We start from the raw sequence: 5011 nt of genomic DNA, 5'->3' as shown, positions 1-5011 counted from the left end.
ACCCCAAAACAAAACCGGCCGGGGTTTCCCCCGGCCGGCTGCTCGTCCCGCCTTGCGGCGCGTTGACTAGTATTTGAAGCGCAGGGTCGCGCCGTAGGTGCGCGGCTGGCCCAGGAAGGCGTCGTAGGTCTGGGTGTCCAGGGCCGGGTTGTAGTAGGTGCCGTTCGGCTGGACCGTCGTCTGGAACGCCGAGCCTTGCAGCGGGGCGTTGTAGGCGACCTGGATGTACTCCTCGTCGGTCAGGTTCTGGACCCAGAACTCGGCCGTCCAGCGCTCATCCTCGGTGCCGAGCATGATGCGGCCGTTCACCGTCGTGAAGGCTTCCTGCATCTTGTAGGGAAGCAGGTCCGACCCGGTGTTGTAGTCGTCCATGTATTTGGCGGCGAGGCTGAAGCCGGCGCGCAGGCCGTTGCCCATGCTGCGATCGTAGTTGATCGAGCCGGTGGCCGACCATTCGGGAGCGAACGAGGCGCGGGCGCCCGGCAGCAGCGAGAGCTGCGGGAAGTTGCCCGGGCTCGACAGGTCCGCGGCGGTGAAGTTTCCGTACTGGGCGTCCGTGTAGGTGACGCCGCCCTGGAAGCTCAGGCCCTCGATCGGGGTGAACCAGACCATGTCGGCGTCGATGCCGCGCGAGGTCAGTTCCGGGATCGATTCCACCACGAAGGCGGTGCCCAGGAAGGTGTTGAGCTGGAAGTCCTCGAACGTCTGGTCGAAGTAGGTGGCGTTCAGCAGCAGGGTGCGGTTCACCAGCGTCATCTTGATGCCGGCTTCGTAGCTGTCGACCACTTCCGAGGGGAACAGCAGCGAGGCGTTCGGGGTGATGCCCGTCTGCACGCGATCCAGGTTGTAGCCGAAGCTCTTGTAGCCGCGGGCGTACGACACATAGGTCAGGATCGACGGGTTCAGGCGGTAGGACGCCTTGATGGTGCCGCTCAGCTCGCCGTCGTCGAAGCTCTCGCTGACGGTGCGGTTGTTATAGGCCGCATTGGACCAAGGAAGGCAGAAGTTGCCGAGGATGGTCGGCGTGTTCGCAGCGCCCAGGACCGCCCCGATGGCGCCGGCGTTGGCCAGGGCCGCGCCGCAGGTCGCGCCGTTGCCGTTGGTGTTGGTTTGCAGTCCCTCGAGGCTCTTGTCGTCCAGGGTGTAGCGGAGGCCCAGGGTGATGTCGAAGGCGTCGGTGACGTGCCAGCTGTTGTTGGTGAAGATCGCGAACGACGTCGATTCCTGGTCGTAGACGTCCTCGAAACCCTGTCCGACGATGAAGCCGGGGCCGGTGGCGGCCAGCGGGCTCGGCGGCGGGGACATGCCGCCGGTGGCGAGGCAGCCTCCGAAGAAGGCAGCGGTCTGGCCGGGACGGGTGTAGCAGCCGATGGTGGCGGGGCTGATCGGCAGGGCCGGGTTGACCGCGTTCAAACGGGCGCTGAGCAGCAGGGACAGGAAGGGCGTGTAGTCGGCGCCGAAATACCAGCTGTCCGTACGCTCGATGTCTTCCGACGTGGCGAACAGGCCGACCAGCCAGTCGAGCCGGTCATTCGAGCCGGCCAGCCGGAATTCCTGCGTCAGGTTATCGACCGAATAGCCGTAGTCGCCGTCCTGGACGCGGTAGGCGATGTCGGCGCCGGTGTAGTCGACGTCCTGACCGAGGCTGGACGACCAGCTGCGCGCCGAGGTCACCGACGTCAGGGTGGCGCCGCCGAACATCGACGGCAGATCGATGTTGGCCTCGATCGAAATGCCCTTGTCCTCGACTTCCTGGCCGCCCGAGCGGTTGGCGAAACCGGTGCGCGAGAACGGCAGCAGTCCGAATCCGGCTGCCGGAGGACGCTGGCCGGTCCCGTTCGAGAGGGCGTCGACGAACGGATAGGTCGGCCCGGTGCGGATCTGGGTGCCGACGCAGCAGAATTCGTCCCGCGTCAGATAGTCGGCGATCACGCGGATCGAGGTGTTGTCATTGGGCAGCCACAGCAGCTGGCCGCGGACGGTGCCGAAGTCCTGGTTGCCGTCGGTGGTCTCCGGACGGGGACCGTCGCCGGTGTCGATGTTCATGAAGCCGTCGCGGACGCGGCGGCCGGCGTAGAGGCGGAAGGCCAGCTGGTCCGTGATCGGGCCGGTGACCGAGCCCGACGCGCCCATCTGACCGTAGTTGCCGGCGGTCAGTTCGGCGTTGAAGCCGGGCGTGAACGACGGGGCCTCGGTGATGATGTTGATGACGCCGGCCGAGGTGTTCTTGCCGAACAGCGTGCCTTGCGGGCCCTTCAGGACCTCGATGCGGGCCAGTTCGCCCAGGTCGCCGAAGCCGACCGAGTTACGCGAGCGATAGACGCCGTCGATGACCACGCCGACCGAGCTTTCCAGACCGGGGTTGTCGCCGACCGTCCCGACGCCGCGGATGCGGGCGGTGGTCGAGGCTTCCGACGAGGTCGAGGTGACCGTCATGCCGGGGGTCAGGATCTGCAGGTCCTTGATGTCGCGGACGCCGGCGTCCTGCAGCACTTCCTGCGACAGGCTGGTGACCACGATCGGCACGTCCTGCAGGTTCTGTTCGCGCTTCTGGGCGGTGACGATGATGTCGTCGATCGTCGTGGGCTGTTCCTGCGGCGCCTGCTGGGCCGAGGCGGCCCCGGCGATGCCGAATGCGCAGGCGCCGACGACGGCGGCCGACACAGTTGTGCGAAGAAGGTTGGTAAGGCGCATGGTCGCTCCCCGACATGGGCCGGGACTCCGTCCTGGACGGCGACCGCGGCGTTTCCTGATCCCTGGACCGCGCTCTTCTGTGGAGCGCGGAAAGTCCATCATCCGGGGTAGTCCAAGCCGGACTCAGCGACAAGCAGCGCGACCCTCCACGGCCCTGTTTCCGCCATGGCGCAAGCATGACTGTGACGCAAAAGCGACAGAAATCGATGACGCTAGGTCAATATTCACCTAGTCCGGGATAGTATCCGGCGTCTGTTCGGCCAAAATCTTGCGCCGCCGTGAAGCGATCGCCAGTACGACGCCCCCCGCTGTCGCGGACAGCAGCGACCCCAACAGGACGCCCAACTTGACCTCGACCTGTTCGGGCGAGTCGATCGCGCCCGGAAACGCCAGGGCGCCGATGAACAGGCTCATGGTGAAGCCCACCCCGCAAAGCAGGCTGACGCCGTAGAGTTCGAGCCAGGTCGCCCCGGTCGGCTTGCGGCCGATCTTCAGCGCCGAAGCCAGCCCGGCCGCGCCCAGCACGCCGATCTGCTTGCCGAAGAACAGGCCGAAGGCGATGGCGAGGACCAGAGGCGCCAGGGCCTGGTCCAGCGACAGGCCTGCGAAACTGACGCCCGCCTTGGCGAAGGCGAACAGGGGCAGGATCAGATACGCCACATAGGGATGCAGGTCGTGCATGGCCTCTCGCAGGGGGCCTTCTCCGCCCGGACGACGGACCGCCACGGGCACGATAGCGGCGAAGGCGACGGCGGTGAGGGAGGTCGAGAGCCCCGCCTGCACGGTCAGATGCCAGACGAGACCGAAGCCCAGGACCCAGACAGGCGGCGGAATCTTCCAGCGGCGCGCGACGAGGAAGCCGATCGCCAGAACGGCGACCACGCCCGCGAGCGGCGGAAGGCCGACCCCGCTCGAGAACAGGGCGGCGATGAGAGCGATGGCCCCCAGATCGTCGACGATGGCCAGCGTCAGCAGAAACACGCGCAGGGAGGAGGGAAGATTGCGCGCGACGACGGCGAAGACGGCGAGGGCGAAGGCGATGTCCGTGGCCAGCGGGATCGGCCAGCCGCCGTGCGGCCCGCCCAGGATGCCGGACACGGCCAGATAGACGAGCGCAGGCGCGATCATCCCCCCCGCAGCGGCCATGACGGGCGTCGCCAGTTTACGCGGATCGCTGAGTTCCCCGCGCAGGATCTCGTATTTGATCTCCAGCCCCACCACGAGGAAGAAGACCGCCATCAGACCTTCCTTGATCCATTCGGAAACGGACATCTCGAGGAACAGAGGGCCGACCTGCACGACGTGCTCGCTCTTCAGCCAGCCGAAATAGGCGGCGGACAGCGGCGAGTTGGCGACGATGAGGGCGGCCAGGGCCGCCACGCCCAGAACCGCGCCGGAACCGGCCTCAGTCCTGAGAAATTCGAGCGTCGTCCTGCGCGCCACGGCCGCCTCCGGATCAGAAAGGTCTGTCGTGGCGTCAGGTTATCGACGGACGCCGGACCGGATTCGCGCCGCACGACGGCGCGCCAGCCTGACCGGGAGCGCCCGGCCTGATCTCTGAAGACACAATAGCCGGGGGCGCGCGGGGTTCAACCGCAAGCCGGCGGTTGCGCCGGGGCGCCGGAGGACGCATCTGCGCCTGATGCCCGTTTCGCCCGACTGTCGCCCGGATCCACGCTTCTTCGATCTGGGAGAGGAATATGGCGACGCCGTCGCAGCGGCGGACTTTCCGGAGACGATCCTGCGCGTCCGCAACGACCGCGCGGCGGCGAGCGTGGGTCTGGACCGCCTCAGCGACGCCGAATGGATCGCGCATTTCGGCCGGTTCGAGCCCCTGCCCGGCCAGCCCGGCCCGATCGCCATGCGCTATCACGGGCATCAGTTCCGGACCTACAACTCCGACCTCGGCGACGGACGGGGCTTCCTGGCGGCGCAGTTGAGGGAGCGCCCTCAAGCAGCGAGCGCCCGCGGCGCGAGCGACAGGGACAGGAATGTCGGCCGGCTGCTCGACCTCGGCACCAAGGGATCAGGCCAGACGCCTTGGTCGCGCGGCGGCGACGGGCGGCTGACCTTGAAGGGCGGAATGCGCGAGGTGCTGGCGGCGGAAATGCTGGAGGCGCTGGGCGTACCCACCAGCCGGGCGTTCAGCCTGATCGAGACCGGCGAGGCCCTGCAGCGCGGCGACGAACCTTCTCCGACGCGGTCGGCGGTGCTGGTCCGGCTGTCCCACAGCCACATCCGCTTCGGCACCTTCCAGCGGGCGGCCTATCTGGGCCGCAAGGACATGATCGAGGCGCTGGTCGAGCACGCTCGCGCC

General features: G+C 67.6%; 3 protein-coding genes. 1 reads left to right on the top strand and 2 read right to left on the bottom strand.

What is annotated here, in order from left to right; genetic code table 11:
* Positions 1-66 precede the first annotated feature (66 nt).
* Together V6M42_RS04245 and nhaA are read right to left on the bottom strand one after the other, a co-directional pair.
* On the bottom strand, positions 67-2694 hold the full coding sequence (locus V6M42_RS04245; RefSeq protein ID WP_332677371.1) for a TonB-dependent receptor: 2628 nt from the start codon (positions 2692-2694) through the stop codon (positions 67-69).
* A 228-nt stretch (positions 2695-2922) separates the two neighbouring features.
* The gene (gene nhaA, locus V6M42_RS04240; RefSeq protein WP_332677368.1) at positions 2923-4137 is read right to left on the bottom strand and encodes a Na+/H+ antiporter NhaA; all 1215 of its coding nucleotides are present in this window, start codon (positions 4135-4137) and stop codon (positions 2923-2925) included.
* A gap of 199 nt (positions 4138-4336) precedes the next feature.
* Between nhaA and V6M42_RS04235 the strand changes: the two genes are divergently transcribed.
* Positions 4337-5011 (top strand): protein adenylyltransferase SelO family protein (locus V6M42_RS04235; protein ID WP_332677366.1); only part of this gene is annotated, 675 nt, incomplete at its 3' end.

The sequence above is a fragment of the Brevundimonas sp. genome (assembly GCF_036677305.1).
Taxonomy (GTDB): Bacteria; Pseudomonadota; Alphaproteobacteria; order Caulobacterales; family Caulobacteraceae; genus Brevundimonas.
The sequence above is the reverse complement of the archived record's forward strand: the minus strand, read 5'-3'. Positions and strand labels throughout refer to the sequence as shown.

Excerpts from the sequence above, each read along its gene's own strand:
- V6M42_RS04245 (WP_332677371.1), bottom strand. The coding sequence starts at position 2,694 with ATGCGCCTTACCAACCTTCTTCGCACAACTGTGTCGGCCGCCGTCGTC.